Raw genomic sequence first — 15,711 nt, 5'->3', positions numbered from 1 at the left:
CGTGGAGAACGTCGGCGCGAACGTCGGCGTGAACGGATTTCCGTCCCTGCGGGCGCCGCGGCGCACGGAAATCCGTCTTCGCTCTTGCCGCGGCGGGCCTGCCGTGCACGAGGAATCAAGCACTTAGCGGCTGCTGCCGCGCGCCGGCTCCGGGAAATCCCGCAATGGCACAGCAAGTGCATGCCTTGCGCCATCATGCGCCGCGCCACGCTCATCCGCCCGTTCTGCTGCCTTGCCGCCACCCTGCTGGCCGGCGCGGCCATGGCGGCCTCGCCCCTGCTGGCGCAGAGCGACACGCTGCGCCGCATCGCCGTCACCGGCACCATCAGCCTGGGCCACCGCGAATCTTCGGTGCCCTTCTCCTACTACGACGAGCGCCGCCAGGTGGTGGGCTATTCGCATGAGCTGATGCTGAGGGTGGTGGAGGCCGTGCGCAGCGAGTTGCAGCTGCCGGCGCTGACCCAGCGCCTGGTGCCCGTGACCTCGCAGAACCGCATGGCCCTGGTGCAGAACGGCACCGTGGACCTGGAATGCGGCTCCAGCTCCAACACCCTGGCGCGGCAACGCCAGGTGGCGTTCTCGACCTCCATCTTCGTGGTCAGCACGCGCATGCTGGTGCGCCAGGATTCGGGGCTGAAGGACTTTGCCGATCTGGCCGGCAAGCGCGCCGTGGTGACGGCCGGCACCACCTCCGAGCGCCTGCTGCGCAGCTGGAACGAAACCCATGGCGGCCGCATCCAGCTGCTCAGCGCGCGCGACCATGGCGACGCCTTCCAGTCGCTCGAGACCGGCAAGGTCGATGCGCTGATGCTGGACGATGCGCTGCTGCACGGCGAGCGTGCCAAGGCGGCGCGGCCCGAGGACTGGGTGGTCACCGGCACGCCCATGTCGGCCGAGGTCTATGGCTGCATGATGCGGCGCGGCGACCCCGGCTTCAAGGCCCTGGTGGACCGCGAGCTGACCCGCCTGCTGCTGAGCGGCGAGGCGCTGAAGATCTACACGCGCTGGTTCCAGCGCCCCATCCCGCCCAAGGGCCTGAACCTCAACCAACCGCCCTCCGAGGCGCTACTGCGGCTCTACCAATTGCCCACCGATCAGGCCCTGCCCTGATCGATGCTTTGCTTTCCTTCTTTCAACCCGCCCCTTCCAGGAGACCCCATGAAGACGATCGCGTTTGCCCTGAGCCTTGCACTGGCCGCCACCGCCCATGCCGAAGACACGCTGAAGAAGATCAAGGACAGCGCCACGGCCACCATGGGCGTGCGCGAGTCCTCGGGTGCGCTTTCCTACACCCTGGGCGACGGCAAGTACGTGGGCTACCACGTCGAGATCTGCCAGCATGTGCTGGCCGATGTGCAGAAGCAGCTGGGCCTGGCCAAGCTGGAGATCAAGTACCAGCCGGTGACCTCGCAGAACCGCATCCCGCTGGTGCAGAACGGCACCGTGGACATCGAGTGCGGCTCCACCACCAACAACCTGACGCGCCAGAAGGACGTGGCCTTTGCGGTCACCACCTTCGTCGAGGAAGTGCGCATCGCGGTGAAGGCCAACTCGGGCATCACCTCGATCGGCCAGCTCAACGGCAAGAACGTCGCCACCACCACCGGCACGACCTCGGTGCAGACCCTGCGCAAGCATGAGCGCGCCACCGGCGTGGACTTCAAGGAGGTGTTCGGCAAGGACCATGCCGACAGCTTCCTGCTGCTGGAATCGGGCCGCGCCGATGCCTTCGTGATGGACGGCTCGCTGCTGGCCGGCAATATCGCCAAGAGCAAGAACCCGGCCGACTTCAAGATCGTCGGCGAGGTGCTGTCGGTGGAGCCGATCGCCATCATGATGCGCAAGGACGATCCGGCCTTCAAGAAGGCGGTGGACGACAGCATCAAGGCGATGATGAAGTCGGGCGAGATCGCCAAGCTGTACGACAAGTGGCTGATGCAGCCGATCCCGCCGGCCAATGCGCGCGTCGGCCTGGCCATGAGCGACAACCTCAAGGCCGCCATCGCCAGCCCCAACGACCGTCCGATGGAAGAGTACGCCAAGAAGTAAGCGGCTAGGCGAGCGCACGGAAACACAAGCATTGGAGGTGGCATGGCCACATGGGACTGGCAGGTGTTCTGCAAGAACACCATCGATGGCGAGGTGATACCGCGCTGCCTGGGCAGCGGCGGTGACATCACCTACCTGGACTGGATGCTCTCGGCCTGGGGCTGGACGCTGAGCGTGGCGCTGCTGGCCCTCGTCGTGGCGCTGCTGCTGGGCTCGCTGATGGGCATTCTGCGCACCGTGCCGCACAAGGGCTTGGTGTTCCTGGGCAATGCCTGGACGGAGCTGTTCCGCAACATCCCGCTGCTGGTGCAGGTGTTCCTCTGGTACCACGTGCTGCCGGCGCTTGTGCCCGTGCTCAAGGGCGTGCCCAGCTTTGTGCTGGTGGTGTTCGCCCTGGGCTTCTTCACCTCGGCGCGCATTGCCGAGCAGGTCAAGGCCGGCATCCAGAGCCTGCCCAAGGGCCAGCGCTACGCCGGCCTGGCGATGGGCTTCACGCTGCCGCAGACCTACCGCTATGTGATCCTGCCGATGGCGTTTCGCATCGTCATCCCGCCGCTCACCAGCGAGAGCATGAACATCATCAAGAACTCCTCGGTGGCGTTTGCGGTGAGCATCGCCGAGCTGACCATGTTCGCGATGCAGGCGCAGGAGGAGACCTCGCGCGGCATCGAGATCTACCTGGCGGTCTCGGGCCTGTACTTCGTCTCCGCCTTCAGCATCAACCGCATCGCCTTGGCGATTGAACATCGCGTGCAGGTGCCCGGCATGATCGGAGGCAGCAAGTGAATCTCGACTTCTCCTTCTTCAGCTGGGCGGTGGCGTCCAGCTTCATCGCCAAGGGCCTGATCTTCTCGATCCAGCTCACCCTCATCGCGATGCTGGGCGGCATCGCGCTGGGCACGGTGCTGGCGCTGATGCGGCTCTCGGGCAAGCGCTGGCTGGTGCTGCCGGCAGCCTTCTACGTCAACACCCTGCGCTCCATCCCGCTGGTGATGGTGATCCTGTGGTTCTTCCTCTTGATCCCGCTCCTGATCGGCCGGCCCATGGGCGCCGAGCTCTCGGCCATCATCACCTTCACGGTGTTCGAGGCGGCCTACTACTCCGAGATCATGCGTGCGGGCATCCAGAGCGTGCCCAAGGGCCAGGTCTACGCCGGCTACGCGGTGGGCATGAGCTATGGCCAGACCATGCAGCTGGTGGTGCTGCCGCAGGCCTTCCGCAACATGCTGCCGGTGCTGCTGACCCAGACCATCATCCTGTTCCAGGACACCTCGCTGGTCTATGCGATCGGCGCCTACGACCTGCTCAAGGGCTTCGAGGTCGCGGGCAAGAACTTCAACCGCCCGGTGGAGACCTATCTGGTGGCCACCGTCGTCTACTTCGTGATCTGCTTCAGCCTGTCGATGACGGTGCGCCGCCTGCAGCAGAAGATCCAAATCATTCGCTAAGGCAGATGGCCATGATCGATATCCAGAACGTCTCCAAGTGGTACGGCCCCTTCCAGGTGCTGACCGATTGCTCCACCACCATTGCCAAGGGCGAGGTGGTGGTGGTGTGCGGGCCTTCCGGCTCGGGCAAGTCCACGCTGATCAAGACCGTCAACGCGCTGGAGCCCTTCCAGAAGGGCGACATCGTGGTGGACGGCATCTCGATCGCCGACCCCAAGACCAACCTGCCCAAGCTGCGCTCGCGCGTGGGCATGGTGTTCCAGCACTTCGAGCTTTTTCCCCACCTCTCGGTGACCGAGAACCTCACCATCGCGCAGGTCAAGGTGCTGGGGCGCAGCCTGGATGACGCCAAGGCGCGCGGCCTCAAGATGCTGGACCGCGTGGGGCTGATGGCGCACAAGGACAAATTCCCCGGCCAGCTCTCGGGCGGGCAGCAGCAGCGCGTGGCGATTGCGCGCGCGCTCTCGATGGACCCGATCGTGATGCTGTTCGACGAGCCGACCTCGGCGCTGGACCCGGAGATGGTGGGCGAGGTGCTGGACGTGATGGTGCAGCTGGCGCACGAGGGCATGACCATGATGTGCGTGACGCACGAGATGGGGTTTGCCAAGAAGGTCAGCCACCGGGTGATCTTCATGGACGCTGGCAGAATCGTCGAGGACTGCACGCGCGACGAGTTCTTCGGCAACCCCGATGCGCGCTCGCCGCGCGCCAAGGATTTCCTCTCCAAGATCCTGAACCATTGATTGATTGAATGCCTGAATGAAGCTGCGCCGCCCGTCCTGGCAAGGCCTGACCCTGGCCTTGCTCGCGTTGGCCGCGGTGCTGGGCGCGGGCTGGCTGTCCTTCGACGCCAGCGAGCGCCAGGGGACCGAGGCGCTCAGGCGCGAGGCGAATCACCAGCTGGAGCTGTTCGCGGCCGCGGTCGAGGGCGTGATCCAGCGCCACGAGGCCGCGCCCGCCACCGTCCAGTTGAGCCCCGAGGTGCTGGCCCTGCTGCGCGAGCCGCAGTCGGCGGCGCGCCAGGCCGCCGCCGATCTCTATGTGCGCCGCCTCAATGCGCACCTGGGCAGCCTCAGCGTGTTCGTGCTCAACGAGCGCGGTCTGGTGCTTGCCAGCAGCGATGCCGGCATGCAGGGCGAGGACCTCTCCTTCCGCCCCTTCTTCCTGGAAGCCCTGTCGGGCCGCGTGGGCCGGCATTTCGCCATCGATGCGCGCGACGGCCGCCCCGGCTACTTTGTCTCGCACCCCATTCACGACGGCGCGCGCGTGGCCGGCGTGGCCGCCATCAAGATCAGCCTGGAGCCCATCAACGCGGCCTGGGACACGCTGGGCTCGCCGGCCCTGCTGGCGGATTCCAACCAGGTGGTGATCCTCTCCTCCGAGCCGGCCTGGCGCTACACCCGCCTGGCCGAGCCCAGCCTGGAGCAGCGCATCGACCTGCAGCTCGCGCGCCTGTATGCGGGCCAGAGCCTGCCGCGCTTCCCCTTGCGCGTGGACCTGCGCATCGACGAGGACAGCCAGGTGCTGGAGGGCGTGCTGCCGCATGGCCTGCGCCAGGGCGATGGTGCCGCGCCGGCCGCCGCCGGCCGGCCCATGCTGGTGCTGGGGCGCACCCTCAACGGCATGGACTGGCGCCTGCTGATGTTCAGCGATCTCGCGCCCGTGCGCCAGGATGCTCTCGGCATGGGCCTGCTGGGCGGCCTGGGGGTGGGCATCGTGCTGCTGCTGGGCCTGATCGTGCAGCAGCGCCGCCGCCTGCAGCGCCAGCAGGCCTTGGCGGAGGCGAACCGGCGCCTGCAGCGCGAGGTGGCCGAACGCCAGCAGGCCGAGGCCACCCTGCGCCAGGCCCAGGACGAGCTGGTGCACGCCGGCAAGATGGCGGCGCTGGGCCAGCTCGCCACCGGCATCACCCATGAACTGGCCCAACCGCTGGGGGCGATCCGCACCCTGGCCGGCAATGCGCTGGAATTCATGCGGCGCGACGACCTCGCCTCGGTGCAGGGCAATCTGCAGATCCTCACCCGGCTGGCCGACCAGATGGGCCAGATCATCCAGCCGCTCAAGGGCTTTGCGCGCAAGAGCCGCGCGCAGCCGGTGCGCTGCGATGTCGGCCAGGCCCTCAGCAATGCGCTGTTCCTCTACGACCAGCGGCTGCGCCAGGAGCAGGTGACGCTGCAGCGCGAGCTCGAGCCCGGCCAGCTGCAGGCCTGGTTCGATGCCAACCGCCTCGAGCAGGTGCTGGTCAACCTGATCGGCAATGCGCTCGACGCGATGCAGGGCCGCGAGGGTCGCCGCCTCTGGCTGGACGCCGGCCGCAGCACCGAGGGCGTGTGGATCGCGGTGCGTGACAATGGGCCCGGCCTCGACGAGGCCACGCTGGGTCGCCTGTTCGAGCCCTTCTTCACCACCAAGGCGGCGGGCGTGGGCCTGGGCCTGGGGCTGGCGATCTCGCGCGACATCGCCCGCGAGGGCGGTGGCGAGCTGGAGGCCCTGAACCACCCCGATGGCGGCGCCATCTTCCGCTTGACACTTCCTCATGAGCCTCGAACTCTCCGTCCTGCTGATTGAAGACGATCTGCATATGCAGCTGGGCTGCGTGCAGGCGCTGCAGCTGGCCGGCCTGCGCGTGCAGGCGCTGGGCTCGGTGGAGGCCGCGCGGCCCCTGCTCGCCGCCGGCTTTGCCGGCGTGGTGGTGACCGATATGCGCCTGCCCGGCGCCGACGGCCTCACGCTGGTGCGGCATTGCCGCGAGCTGGATGCCGACCTGCCCGTCATCATGATCACCGGCCATGGCGACGTCAGCCTGGCGGTGGAGGCGATGCGCAGCGGCGCCTACGACTTCATCCCCAAACCCTTCTCACCCGAGCATCTGGTGGAGGTGGTGCGGCGCGCCATGGAGAAACGCCGCCTGACGCTGGAAGTGCTCAGCCTGCGCCAGGCGCTGGCGCTGCGCGAGGGCGTGGCCGGCAAGCTGGTGGGGCGCTCGCCGCAGATCGAGGCGGTGCGCCAGCTGGTCTCGCGCGTGGCCCCATCGGCGGTGGACGTGCTGATACGCGGCGAGACCGGCAGCGGCAAGGAGCTGGTGGCCCAGGCCCTGCACGAGCTCTCGAGCCGGCGCCAGGCGCCCCTGGTGGCGCTGAACTGCGGCGGCCTGCCCGAGAGCCTGCTCGACAGCGAGCTGTTCGGCCATGAGCCCGGCGCCTTCACCGGCGCGCAGAAGCGCCGCATCGGCAAGATCGAGCATGCCAACGGCGGCACGCTCTTCCTCGACGAGGTCGAGAGCATGCCGATGGCGGTGCAGATCAAGCTCCTGCGCGTGCTGCAGGAGCGCCAGATCGAGCGCCTGGGCTCCAACCAGCGCATCCCGGTGGACTGCCGCGTGGTGGCGGCCAGCAAGGACGATCTGCTGCAGCGCGCCCAGCAGGGCAGCTTCCGCAGCGACCTCTATTACCGCCTCAAGGTGGTGAGCATCGACCTGCCGCCGCTGCGCGAGCGGCGCGAGGACATCCCGCTGCTGCTGGAGCATTTCATGCTGCTGGCGGCGAGCCGCTACGGCCTGGCCGTGCCCAGCGTCAGCGCCGTCCAGCTGCACCGCCTGATGGCCCACCCCTGGCCCGGCAATGTGCGCGAGCTGCGCAACGTGGCCGATTGCCTGGTGCTGGGCGTGCGCAGCGATGTGCTGGGCGCTGTGCTGGACGATGCGGCCGCGCCCGAGACGCCCGCCGGCGCGCTCTCGCTGGCCGAAACGGTGGAGGACTTCGAGCGCAGCCTGATACGCGAGGAGCTGCGCCGCCAGGGCGGCAATATCGCGCGCAGCGCCCAGGCCCTGCGCACGCCCAAGACCACGCTCAGCGACAAGATCCGCAAGTACGGGCTGCTGGACGCCGATGCTGGGGATCAGCCGCGAGATCCGCCGCGTACATAACTCTCGAAGTCTGCCGCCGCCAGCGGCCGGCTGAAGTGATAGCCCTGCACCTCGGTACAGCCGCGCTCGCGCAGATAGGCCAGCTGGCCGACCGTCTCCACACCCTCGGCAATCGTCTGCAGGCCCAGGCTGCCGGCCATGCTGATGATGGCGCTGACGATGGCGCGGTCTTCCGGATCGTCGGTAAGGTCGCGCACGAAGCTCTGGTCGATCTTGAGCTTGTAGACGCGGAACTTCTTCAGATAGCTGAGCGAGGAATAGCCGGTGCCGAAATCGTCGATGGACAGGCGGATGCCGCGCGCGTGCAGATCGTTCATCACCGCGATCGCGCCCAGCGGGTCCACCATCGCCACGCCCTCGGTGAGCTCCAGCTCCAGCAGCCGCGCGGGTACGCCAGCCTCGTCCAGGATGCGGCTCACCAGCGCCGGCAGATCGGCATGGCGGAACTGCACCGAGGAGAGGTTCACCGCCATGGTCAGCTCGCCCAGGCCTGCGTCCATCCAGCGGCGCAGCTGCTGCACCGCGCTGCGCAGCACCCATTCGCCGATCGGCAGGATCAGGCCGCAGCTCTCGGCCACCGGGATGAACTCGGTCGGCGAGATCGCGCCCAGCTCGGGATGGCACCAGCGCAGCAAGGCCTCGGCGCCGATCACGCGGCCGCTCAGCAGCTCCACCTGGGGCTGGTAGTGCAGCGCCAGCTGCTCGCGCTCGAGCGCGCGGCGCAGCGCGTTTTCCAGCGTCAGCGCGCGCACCGACTGGGCCTGCATCTCGCCGGTGAAGAAGCGCAGCGCGTTGCGGCCATCGCGCTTGGCGCGGTACATGGCGGTGTCCGCGCATTTGCACAAGGTGTCGAAATCCTCGCCGTCGCCGGGGAACAGCGCGATGCCGATCGAGGGCGTCACCGCCAGCTCGTTCTGCTCGATCTGGAAGGGCAGGGCCGCCAGCTCCATCACCTTCACCGCGACATGGGTGGCGCCCTGCATGTCGGTGCCGGGCAGCACCAGGATGAACTCGTCGCCGCCCAGGCGCGAGACCGTGTCCTGCTCGCGCACGGCGCCCTTGAGTCGCGCCGCCAGCTGGCGCAGCAGCTCGTCGCCGACGCGGTGGCCCAGCGAGTCGTTGACCTTCTTGAAATGGTCGAGGTCGAGGAACAACACTGCCAGCGTCTCGCCATGGCGGCGCGCGATCTCGATCGCCTGGCCGGCGCGGTCGTTCAACAGCACGCGGTTGGGCAGGCCGGTGAGGGCATCGAAATGCGCGAGGCGCTGGATATGCGCCTCGGCCGCCTGCTGCTCATGGATCTTCTGCTCCAGCGCCTGCACCGTCTGGCTGAGCTGGCGCGTGCGCTTGTCCACCAGATGCTCCAGCTCGCCCTTGGCACGCACCAGCGCGGCCTCGGCCAGCTTGCGCGCCGAGATGTCCATGGTGATCCAGATCGAGCCCTGCGACAGGTCGCCGGCGTCGATCGCCTTGCTGCGCACCTCGCACAGCAGCGGCGAGCCGTCCTTCTTGCGCAGCTCCATCTCGCCCTGGAAGGCGCGGCCCTGGCTGAAGGGCTCGTAGCAGCGCTGGCCGGCCTCTTCCCAGGCGGCATCGCTGAGATACCACTGGCGCGAGGAGCTGCCGTCCAGCTCGCCCGGTGCGTAGCCGAACAGCTCCTCGAAGGCGCGGTTGCAGCGCGTCACGCGGCGCTCGCGCAGGAACACGATGCCCACCATGGCATGGTCGAAGATCAGCTGCTGCTCGGCGGTGATGGCCTGCAGCGCGGCCTCGGCGCGCTTTTGCTCGTCGATGTCGTCGACGATCCAGATCGAGCCCTCGGCGGGATCGTCAGGGTTGATCAGGCGGCCGGTCAGGCTGCACCAGAACAGCGGACCCGAGACGCGCTTCATCAGGCGCTCGGTCTTGAAGCGCTGGCCGGTGGCCATCACCGGATAGGCCTCGGCGCCGAGCTGCCGGTAGTCGGACTCGTCCGGATAGATGGACTTGACGCTGGTGCCGGCGATCGCCTGCGGGCTGTCGAAGCCGAAGATCTCGGCGTAGCGCTGGTTGCACTGCAGGATGGTGCGCTGCTTCACGAACACGATGCCGACGCCGGCGTTCTCCAGCAGCAGCTCGCGCTCGCGCAAGGCCTGCACCAGCTGCGCGTTGACATCGCTGGTGATGGGCGGGGAGCCGGGATCCTGGACGGGCATGGGGGCAGGGCTGGCGCCGGGGGCGCGTTTGGCGACGGGGCGATTCTGCGGCAAAGGCCGCGCGCCCCATCCCCGTAAAAGCCCCCGCAGGGCCGCCCTCAGCCGACTACCGCACGGGAATGCAGATCTCGCACTCGAACACGCCGGTGGCGGGGTCGTGGCGTGCGCCCGGCGGGTAATGCTCGAAGCAGGGGCGGCCGTCGATCTGCAGGCCGCTGGCGGGCAGCCAGTCGCGCAGCAGCTCGGTCCAGGCGCGGCTGATGTCGCTGCCGCGGCCCTCGAAGCGCGCCACCGCATAGCGGCCGCCGGGCAGCTCGGCCAGGCTCACCGCCGCGGCGGCCTTGAAATCGGCGGGCACCGCGACGCAGGCGTCGTAGCGGCATTTGTCGGGCCTGGCCACGCTGGGGTCGTCGTGGCCGATGCCGAAGCAGGCCGCCTGCTCCAGCCCCTGGGCGGCGCGCCAGGGCAGAAAGGTCTCGCTCCAGAAGCGGGCGACGTCAGGCCCGTAGGGGCCGATATGGCGCATATAGGCGACGCGGGTCGCGGGCAGTTGCTGGATGCTGACTTGCATCGGACGCTCCTCCTGTGGATGGGAGCGCCCATGCTCGGGCCAGGCCGCGTCCGGCGCCTGATCGGGCTTGCGCTCCGCCTGACCGGGATTGCGGAATCGCGCCTGCAACTCCGCGGCCCAGCGCTGCGGCGTGGCGCGCCGCCAGGCGCTCGGGCTCTGGCCGAAATGCAGCTTGAAGGCACGCGCCAGCGCCTCGCCCGAGCCGAAGCCCACCTCCAGCGCCACCGTCAGCACCGGTGTCTGGCGCTTGCCCGCCAGCATCAGCGCGGCCACCTCGAGGCGCCGGCGGCGCAGGTAGTCGCCCAGCGTCTCGCCCATCCAGGCGGCGAACAGGCGGTGGAAGTGATAGGGCGAGAAATGCGCCACCGCGGCCAGCGCGGCCAGGTCCAGGGGCTGGTCGAGGTGGCGGTCGATATGGTCCAGCACGCGGTTCATGCGCTGGGCATGGGCTTGCGCAGGCGGGCTGGCTGACGGGGTGGGCGGCATCGCGCGGCAGTGTAGGCGAGGCTTGCTGCAAGGCGGCACGGCGCCCCACAATGGCTCGACCTCCACCGCCTCGGACTCATCATCATGCAACGTCGCTCCCTGCTGCTTGCCCCGGCGTTTCTTTCATGGCCTGCCGCGCAGGCACAAGCGACCCGGCAGGACTGGTTCATCTTCTTCGAGACCGGCAAGCCCACGCCGCCCGACAAGGCCGCGGTGGAGGCGATGCAGCGCGGCCATATCGAGAACTTCAAGCGCCTGTTCGCCGAGGGCAAGCTGTTCGCCGCCGGCCCGCTGCGCGACCCGGCGCGCGTCAAGCGCGGCATCGTGGTGGTGAAAGCCACCTCGCTGGACGAGCTGCTGAGCTACTTCCAGCCTGATGAATATGTGCGCGAGGGCTATATGACGGTGAATGCCCAGCCGGTCACGATCAACCGGGCCTTGCACCACGAGGGCATCGATCCGAACGGCATCGAGGAGGTGCGCATCGTGCTGCTGGGCCGGGGGGCCGCGGCCCCCGCCCAGGGCGAGGCCGAGGCGCGGCGCGCGCATCTGCAGGGGCTGCTGGACGGCGGCCGCATTGGCGCCTGGTACAGCCCGCAGCAGGGGCCGGTGGGCGAAATCCTGTTCGCGCGCAGCACCGACAGCGCGGCGCTGGAGGCCGCCCTGGCCGGCTATCCCGGCGTGGCCGAGCAGCGCGTCAGCCTGGCGGTGTGGGGGCAGTGGCTGGGCAAGGGCGTGCTGCGCTGAGGCGCAGCCGCCCGCGCGCTCAGATGCGCTTGGCCAGGGCCTCGGCGCGGCCGGTGTAGCTGCCCGGGGTCATGGCCAGCAGGCGCGCCTTCTCGGCCTCGGGCAGTTCCAGCGTGGCGATGAAGGCGCGGATCGACTCGGCCGTGATGGCCTTGCCGCGCGTCAGTTCCTTCAGGCGCTCGTAGGGGTTGGGCAGGGCGTAGCGGCGCATCACGGTCTGGATCGGCTCGGCCAGCACTTCCCAGGCGCTGTCGAGGTCGTCGGCCAGCGCGGCCTCGTTGATCTCGAGCTTGTCCAGACCCTTCAGCAGCGAGTCGTAGCCCAGCACCGCATAGCCCAGCGCCACGCCCATATTGCGCAGCACCGTGGAGTCGGTGAGGTCGCGCTGCCAGCGGCTGATCGGCAGCTTCTGGCTCAGGTGCGTCAGCACCGCATTGGCGAGGCCGAAATTGCCCTCGGCATTCTCGAAGTCGATGGGGTTGACCTTGTGCGGCATGGTCGAGCTGCCGATCTCGCCGGCCTTGGTGCGCTGCTTGAAATAGCCCAGCGACACATAGCCCCAGACATCGCGCGACCAGTCGATCAGGATGGTGTTGGTGCGCGTCACCGCGTCGAACAGCTCGGCCATATAGTCGTGCGGCTCGATCTGGATGGTGTAGGGGTTGAACGTCAGGCCCAGCGGGCCCTCGATGACGCGCTGGCTGAAGGCCTCCCAGTCATGCTCGGGCCAGGCGCTCAGGTGGGCGTTGTAGTTGCCCACCGCGCCGTTCATCTTGGCCAACAGCTTGACGTCGGCGATGCGCGCACGGGCACCGCGCAGGCGCGCCACCACATTGGCGATCTCCTTGCCCACCGTGGTGGGGCTAGCGGTCTGGCCATGGGTGCGGCTCAGCATCGGCGTGGCGGCCAGGGCATGGGCCATGGCGGCGAGCTTGTCGATGATGCGGTCCACCGTGGGCAGCAGCACCTCGGCGCGCGCGGCCTTCAGCATCAGGCCGTGGCTGGTGTTGTTGATGTCCTCGCTGGTGCAGGCGAAGTGCACGAACTCGCCGGCCGCCTTCAGCTCCGCATTCGCGTCGAAGCGCGACTTGATCCAGTACTCCACCGCCTTGACATCGTGGTTGGTGGTCTTCTCGATGTCCTTGATGGCCTGGGCATCGGCCTCGGAGAAGCGCGCCACCAGGCCGCGCAGCAGACCGCGCGCGGCCTCCGAGAGCGGCTTGAATTCGTCGAAGCCGGCGTCCGACAGGGCGATGAACCATTCCACCTCGACCTGCACGCGGCGGTGCATCAGGCCAAACTCCGACAGCAGCGGACGCAGGGCGGCCACGCGCGAGGCGTAGCGGCCGTCCAGGGGCGAGAGGGCGGAGAGTGCGGAAAGGTTCATGGCAGGGGACGGCGGCTGGCCGCAGCTGGTGGATCGATCGGGAAAAACCCGGGGATTTTAGGGCTAGCGCACAAAGTCGGGCCTTACCCCAATGACAGTGCCGCGGCACAACTGCTTAATTCGCAGCTTTTCGCACCAGAGAAGTTCGAACGGATCATGGCTTTGGATGGCTCGCTGCGCCTGATGCGCGTGCATGAGATGGACAGGTTGGCCTGGGCGCCGTTGCTGGCCGCCAGCAAGGCCGAGGGCCAGCAGATGCTGGGCCGGCTGCTGGACGACTGGCGCAGCGGCGCGAACCGCTTCGATCGCCCCGGCGAATCGCTGTGGGGCTTGCAGAACGCCCACGGCCAGTGGGTGGCGGTGGGCGGCCTGAACCTGGAGCCGGCACCGGGCCGGCGCGGCGCGGCGCGCATGCGGCGCTTTTATGTGCATCCCGATTACCGCGGGCTGGGCTGCGCACGGCGGCTATTCGCGGCCGTGCTGGCGGCCGCGCAGGGCCAGTTCGAGCGCCTGCATGTCAACACGCAGAGCGCCGGCTCGGCCGCCTTCTGGGCGCGCTGCGGCTTTGCGCCGGTGGCTGAGAGCCCGGCCTATACGCATGTGAGATTGCTGCCCGGCCACATGGCTTGAAGTCGGCGGAGGCGCGTGGAACACTGGTGGCGTCGTTGGATGCCACGCTGCCAGGAGAGCCGCCATGTCCCGCCTCGGAATGCTTGCCCTAAGCCTGTGCTGCGGCTGGGCCGTGAACGCCGCCGCGCAGGCGCTCAGCTACACCGTGGGGGTGCAGGACTATGAGAACTACCTGCCCTATTCCGAGTACAAGCAGGGCGAGTACCGCGGCCTGGGCCGCGATGTGCTGGATGCCTTCGCCAAGTCCCAGGGCTACGAGTTCGTCTATCAGGTGCTGCCCTTAAAGCGCCGCGACGCCATGTTTGTGCGCGGCGAGCTGGACCTGTCCTTCCCCGACAACCCGAACTGGGTGACGGTGCTGAAGCAGGGGCGCCACATCAGCTACGCGCCGGTGCTGGAGTTCACCGACGGGGTGCTGGTGCGCCAGAGCGACAAGGGCAAGCCGCTGGCGCGCATCAGGACCCTGGGCATCCCCTTGGGCTTTACGCCCTATCCCTATCAGCAGCTGGTGAACTCGGGCGCGATGCGGCTGGAGGAATCGGCCCGCTACGACAAGCTGTATGAAAAGCTGGCGCGTGGCCATGTCGATGCCGCCTACATGAACACGCGTGTGGCCGAACATTACTGGCGCGACGTGGCGCGCGATGCGCGCGCGCCGGCGGTCTACGACCCCGACCTGCCGCATGCCAGCGACTTCCACTACCTGGCCTCGTTCAAGCACCCCGAGGTGATTGCGCGGTTCCGCGACTTCATGAAGAACAACAAGGCCCTGGTCGACGAGCTCAAGCGCCGCTACGGCTTTCAGTAGCGCGCAGCTGCTCCCAATCGGGCCGCAGCATGCCGTACACCGCGCCGTCCTGGTAGGCGCCGCGGATGAAGATCACGCCGCGCAGCAGGCCCTCGTAGCGCAGCCCGGCCTTCTCGGCGATGCGGCGCGAGCCCAGGTTGCCGGGCGCGGTGTTGCAGCAGAGGCGGTGCAGGTTCTCGAAGTTCAGGAACAGGTAGTCGACCAGGGCGCGCGCGGCGGCCGTGCCATAGCCCTGGCCACGCAGCGCCGGGTCGTGGATGGCCCAGCCGATCTCGCGTGCGGTCGAATAGCGATGCGCGTTGAAATGCGAGACGCTGCCGATCACCGCGCCGCCTTCGTCGCACACCAGCAGGCGCTCGGCGGCATCGCTGGAAAAGCCGTCCTCGGCAAAGCGCTTGCGGATCGACTGCTCGCCGTTCATGCGGGCGGACTCGAACTCGCCGCGCCACTCGGTGTGGGCGGCTTGCTGGATCAGCAGGGCCAGATCGGATTCGCGCACGTGGCGCAGGCTGACGCGTTTCATGGCGGGTTCTCCTCTGCCCGCACCATAGCAGCTGGCGCGGCGCCGCTCAGCGCTGGCGGCCCGGCGCCAAGGCCCAGCGCAGGCCGCGCGTGTAGGCGCTGGGCGCCACGCTGAGGTGGTCTTCGTCCGCGATCACTTGCGACTGGACCCGCAGGCCTGGCGGGCGTGCCGCTTTCAGCAGCGTTTCGAAACGCCGGATGTCGCCCGCGATGTCGTCGCCCTCCGTGCGCGAACCTTGCGGCCGCTCCAGCGCGCCGGCCAGCAGCAGCACCTCGGCCGGCAGTTCGCCCTGGGCCGCCAGCCGCGCGCGCGCACGCTTGAACATCAGGTGGTCCTCGTACCAGAGCGATGGGCTGCTGAGGATGTAGCGCTGGAACAGGCTGGGGCTGCTGAGCAGGATGTGGCAACCCAGCAGCGCGCCGTATGAGTGGCCGAGAAAGCTGAGCTGGCCCATGTCGGCGCGGAAATGCTCGGCCACATAGGGCAGCACCTGCTCGGCCAGATAGCGGCGGTAGGGCTCGGCGCCGCCGTAGACCATTGCCTGGCCGGGGCGCGGCGCGGGCGTGTAGTCGCGGTTGCGGCTGATCGTGGGGCTGTCGCCCTGCGCATAGGAAAGGCCCACCAGGATGAACTCCTGCAAGCCCCTGCCATGGTCGCCGACGCGCTTGGCGATGCTGCGCAGCAGCGGGAAGCCGTAGTCGGCGTCGGCGGTGAACAGCACCGGATAGCGCCGCGCTGGGTCGAGGCCGTAGCCCGCCGGCAGGCTGACGAAGAGCTGGTAGTCGCGCTGCAGGGCGATGGCGCGCAGCGCATGCACCTCCGTGCGTTCCAGTTGGTAGCTTGGGGGCTCGGCGGCCGGCGCCCCGCCGCAGCAGGCCGCCAGCGTCAGGCAGATCAGGGTGGGGAATAGTCTCTTGAGCATGATGGGCAATGCAGCGG

Annotated in this window: 15 protein-coding genes; 10 read left to right on the top strand and 5 right to left on the bottom strand. The window is 68.5% G+C overall.

Annotation, left to right across the window (positions count from 1 at the left end; all coding sequences use genetic code 11):
- The first annotated feature begins 180 nt into the window (after nt 1-180).
- Genes PFX98_RS05390 through PFX98_RS05360 form a run of 7 tightly spaced genes read left to right on the top strand, consistent with a single transcriptional unit; the run spans nt 181 to nt 7,425 of the window.
- Nucleotides 181-1,110 (top strand): transporter substrate-binding domain-containing protein, encoded by a 930-nt coding sequence (locus PFX98_RS05390; RefSeq protein WP_285234143.1) that lies wholly within the window; start codon nt 181-183, stop codon nt 1,108-1,110.
- Nucleotides 1,111-1,158: 48 nt separating this feature from the next.
- On the top strand, nt 1,159-2,049 hold the full coding sequence (locus PFX98_RS05385) for an amino acid ABC transporter substrate-binding protein (protein WP_285234142.1): 891 nt from the start codon (nt 1,159-1,161) through the stop codon (nt 2,047-2,049).
- A gap of 42 nt (nt 2,050-2,091) precedes the next feature.
- A complete protein-coding gene (locus PFX98_RS05380; RefSeq protein ID WP_285234141.1) occupies nt 2,092-2,835 on the top strand; it encodes an amino acid ABC transporter permease in 744 nt (247 codons plus the stop codon).
- Nucleotides 2,832-3,497 (top strand): amino acid ABC transporter permease, encoded by a 666-nt coding sequence (locus tag PFX98_RS05375; RefSeq protein WP_285234140.1) that lies wholly within the window; start codon nt 2,832-2,834, stop codon nt 3,495-3,497. Before PFX98_RS05380 ends, PFX98_RS05375 begins: the two co-directional genes overlap by 4 nt.
- A gap of 11 nt (nt 3,498-3,508) precedes the next feature.
- Nucleotides 3,509-4,243, top strand: coding sequence for an amino acid ABC transporter ATP-binding protein (locus PFX98_RS05370; protein WP_285234139.1), 735 nt, complete (start codon nt 3,509-3,511; stop codon nt 4,241-4,243).
- A gap of 16 nt (nt 4,244-4,259) precedes the next feature.
- Nucleotides 4,260-6,068: a sensor histidine kinase gene (locus PFX98_RS05365; RefSeq protein ID WP_285234138.1), complete on the top strand. Its 1,809-nt coding sequence runs from the start codon at nt 4,260-4,262 to the stop codon at nt 6,066-6,068.
- Entirely contained in the window at nt 6,037-7,425 is a 1,389-nt protein-coding gene (locus PFX98_RS05360; RefSeq protein WP_285234137.1) for a sigma-54-dependent transcriptional regulator, read from the top strand. Before PFX98_RS05365 ends, PFX98_RS05360 begins: the two co-directional genes overlap by 32 nt.
- On the opposite strand, the gene PFX98_RS05355 is transcribed toward PFX98_RS05360, so the two are convergent.
- Complete coding sequence (locus PFX98_RS05355; RefSeq protein WP_285234136.1) at nt 7,398-9,620, bottom strand: sensor domain-containing protein; 2,223 nt, start codon at nt 9,618-9,620, stop codon at nt 7,398-7,400. The genes PFX98_RS05360 and PFX98_RS05355 overlap by 28 nt on opposite strands.
- Before the next feature lie 106 nt (nt 9,621-9,726).
- On the bottom strand, nt 9,727-10,677 hold the full coding sequence (locus tag PFX98_RS05350) for an AraC family transcriptional regulator (protein ID WP_285234135.1): 951 nt from the start codon (nt 10,675-10,677) through the stop codon (nt 9,727-9,729).
- Nucleotides 10,678-10,761: 84 nt separating this feature from the next.
- Here PFX98_RS05350 and PFX98_RS05345 point away from each other — a divergent pair, with 84 nt between their 5' ends.
- Nucleotides 10,762-11,424 (top strand): YciI family protein, encoded by a 663-nt coding sequence (locus PFX98_RS05345; RefSeq protein ID WP_285234134.1) that lies wholly within the window; start codon nt 10,762-10,764, stop codon nt 11,422-11,424.
- Nucleotides 11,425-11,443: 19 nt separating this feature from the next.
- Here PFX98_RS05345 and purB read toward each other — a convergent pair whose 3' ends face one another.
- Nucleotides 11,444-12,811, bottom strand: a complete 1,368-nt coding sequence (purB, locus tag PFX98_RS05340) for an adenylosuccinate lyase (RefSeq protein ID WP_285234133.1) — start codon at nt 12,809-12,811, stop codon at nt 11,444-11,446.
- A 156-nt stretch (nt 12,812-12,967) separates the two neighbouring features.
- On the opposite strand from purB, the gene PFX98_RS05335 reads away from it, so the two are divergent.
- A complete protein-coding gene (locus tag PFX98_RS05335) occupies nt 12,968-13,441 on the top strand; it encodes a GNAT family N-acetyltransferase (protein WP_285234132.1) in 474 nt (157 codons plus the stop codon).
- A gap of 64 nt (nt 13,442-13,505) precedes the next feature.
- On the top strand, nt 13,506-14,249 hold the full coding sequence (locus PFX98_RS05330) for a substrate-binding periplasmic protein (protein ID WP_285234131.1): 744 nt from the start codon (nt 13,506-13,508) through the stop codon (nt 14,247-14,249).
- Here PFX98_RS05330 and PFX98_RS05325 read toward each other — a convergent pair.
- Together PFX98_RS05325 and PFX98_RS05320 are read right to left on the bottom strand one after the other, a co-directional pair.
- Nucleotides 14,224-14,772: a GNAT family N-acetyltransferase gene (locus tag PFX98_RS05325; RefSeq protein ID WP_285234130.1), complete on the bottom strand. Its 549-nt coding sequence runs from the start codon at nt 14,770-14,772 to the stop codon at nt 14,224-14,226. The genes PFX98_RS05330 and PFX98_RS05325 overlap by 26 nt on opposite strands.
- A gap of 46 nt (nt 14,773-14,818) precedes the next feature.
- The gene (locus tag PFX98_RS05320; RefSeq protein WP_285234129.1) at nt 14,819-15,694 is read right to left on the bottom strand and encodes an alpha/beta hydrolase; all 876 of its coding nucleotides are present in this window, start codon (nt 15,692-15,694) and stop codon (nt 14,819-14,821) included.
- Between the last annotated feature and the right edge of the window lie 17 nt (nt 15,695-15,711).

This window comes from Paucibacter sediminis (assembly GCF_030254645.1).
In the GTDB taxonomy this organism is placed as follows: Bacteria; Pseudomonadota; Gammaproteobacteria; order Burkholderiales; family Burkholderiaceae_C; genus Paucibacter_B; species Paucibacter_B sediminis.
This window is presented reverse-complemented; position numbering and strand designations above follow the sequence as displayed.

Bases quoted from the DNA above. Each gene is read 5' to 3' on its own strand.
- PFX98_RS05360 (WP_285234137.1), top strand. From the start codon at position 6,037: ATGAGCCTCGAACTCTCCGTCCTGCTGATTGAAGACGATCTGCATATG.
- PFX98_RS05365 (WP_285234138.1), top strand. From the start codon at position 4,260: ATGAAGCTGCGCCGCCCGTCCTGGCAAGGCCTGACCCTGGCCTTGCTC.
- purB (WP_285234133.1), bottom strand. From the start codon at position 12,811: ATGAACCTTTCCGCACTCTCCGCCCTCTCGCCCCTGGACGGCCGCTAC.
- PFX98_RS05385 (WP_285234142.1), top strand. From the start codon at position 1,159: ATGAAGACGATCGCGTTTGCCCTGAGCCTTGCACTGGCCGCCACCGCC.
- PFX98_RS05350 (WP_285234135.1), bottom strand. From the start codon at position 10,677: ATGCCGCCCACCCCGTCAGCCAGCCCGCCTGCGCAAGCCCATGCCCAG.
- PFX98_RS05345 (WP_285234134.1), top strand. From the start codon at position 10,762: ATGCAACGTCGCTCCCTGCTGCTTGCCCCGGCGTTTCTTTCATGGCCT.
- PFX98_RS05370 (WP_285234139.1), top strand. From the start codon at position 3,509: ATGATCGATATCCAGAACGTCTCCAAGTGGTACGGCCCCTTCCAGGTG.
- PFX98_RS05330 (WP_285234131.1), top strand. From the start codon at position 13,506: ATGTCCCGCCTCGGAATGCTTGCCCTAAGCCTGTGCTGCGGCTGGGCC.
- PFX98_RS05390 (WP_285234143.1), top strand. From the start codon at position 181: ATGCCTTGCGCCATCATGCGCCGCGCCACGCTCATCCGCCCGTTCTGC.
- PFX98_RS05320 (WP_285234129.1), bottom strand. From the start codon at position 15,694: ATGCTCAAGAGACTATTCCCCACCCTGATCTGCCTGACGCTGGCGGCC.
- PFX98_RS05355 (WP_285234136.1), bottom strand. From the start codon at position 9,620: ATGCCCGTCCAGGATCCCGGCTCCCCGCCCATCACCAGCGATGTCAAC.
- PFX98_RS05335 (WP_285234132.1), top strand. From the start codon at position 12,968: ATGGCTTTGGATGGCTCGCTGCGCCTGATGCGCGTGCATGAGATGGAC.
- PFX98_RS05325 (WP_285234130.1), bottom strand. From the start codon at position 14,772: ATGAAACGCGTCAGCCTGCGCCACGTGCGCGAATCCGATCTGGCCCTG.
- PFX98_RS05380 (WP_285234141.1), top strand. From the start codon at position 2,092: ATGGCCACATGGGACTGGCAGGTGTTCTGCAAGAACACCATCGATGGC.